Annotated in this window: 1 pseudogene; it reads left to right on the forward strand. The window is 71.4% G+C overall.

Features of this window, described 5'->3' with window-relative positions:
• Nucleotides 1-236, forward strand: a pseudogene (locus tag ACSNN9_RS28710) (Fe-S oxidoreductase); the annotation flags it as partial.
• Between the last annotated feature and the right edge of the window lie 96 nt (nucleotides 237-332).

Consider the following 332-nt stretch of genomic DNA (forward strand, 5'->3'; position numbering starts at 1 on the left):
AGAAGATCGGCAAGCGGATCAACGTGGACCGGGTCGAGGAGGCCATGGCCACCGGGGCGAGGACGGTCGCCGTCGGCTGCCCGTTCTGCTCGACGATGCTCAACGACGGGGTGAACGGCAAGGGCGCCGGCGAGCAGGTCGAGGTCGTCGACGTGGCCAGCGTGCTGCTCCGGTCGGTCAAGCCCGAGCAGGCGCCGGGTGGCACCGACACCGAGCGGTTGCCGGTCGCCGGCTGACCCGTACCCCTTGCGACGCCCGACGGCGGCCGTCCTCGCCCCGGTGGCCATGGCCTCCTCGACCCGGTCCACGTTGATCCGCTTGCCGATCTTCTC

The organism is Micromonospora sp. URMC 107 (assembly GCF_051386315.1).
Lineage (GTDB): Bacteria > Actinomycetota > Actinomycetes > Mycobacteriales > Micromonosporaceae > Micromonospora.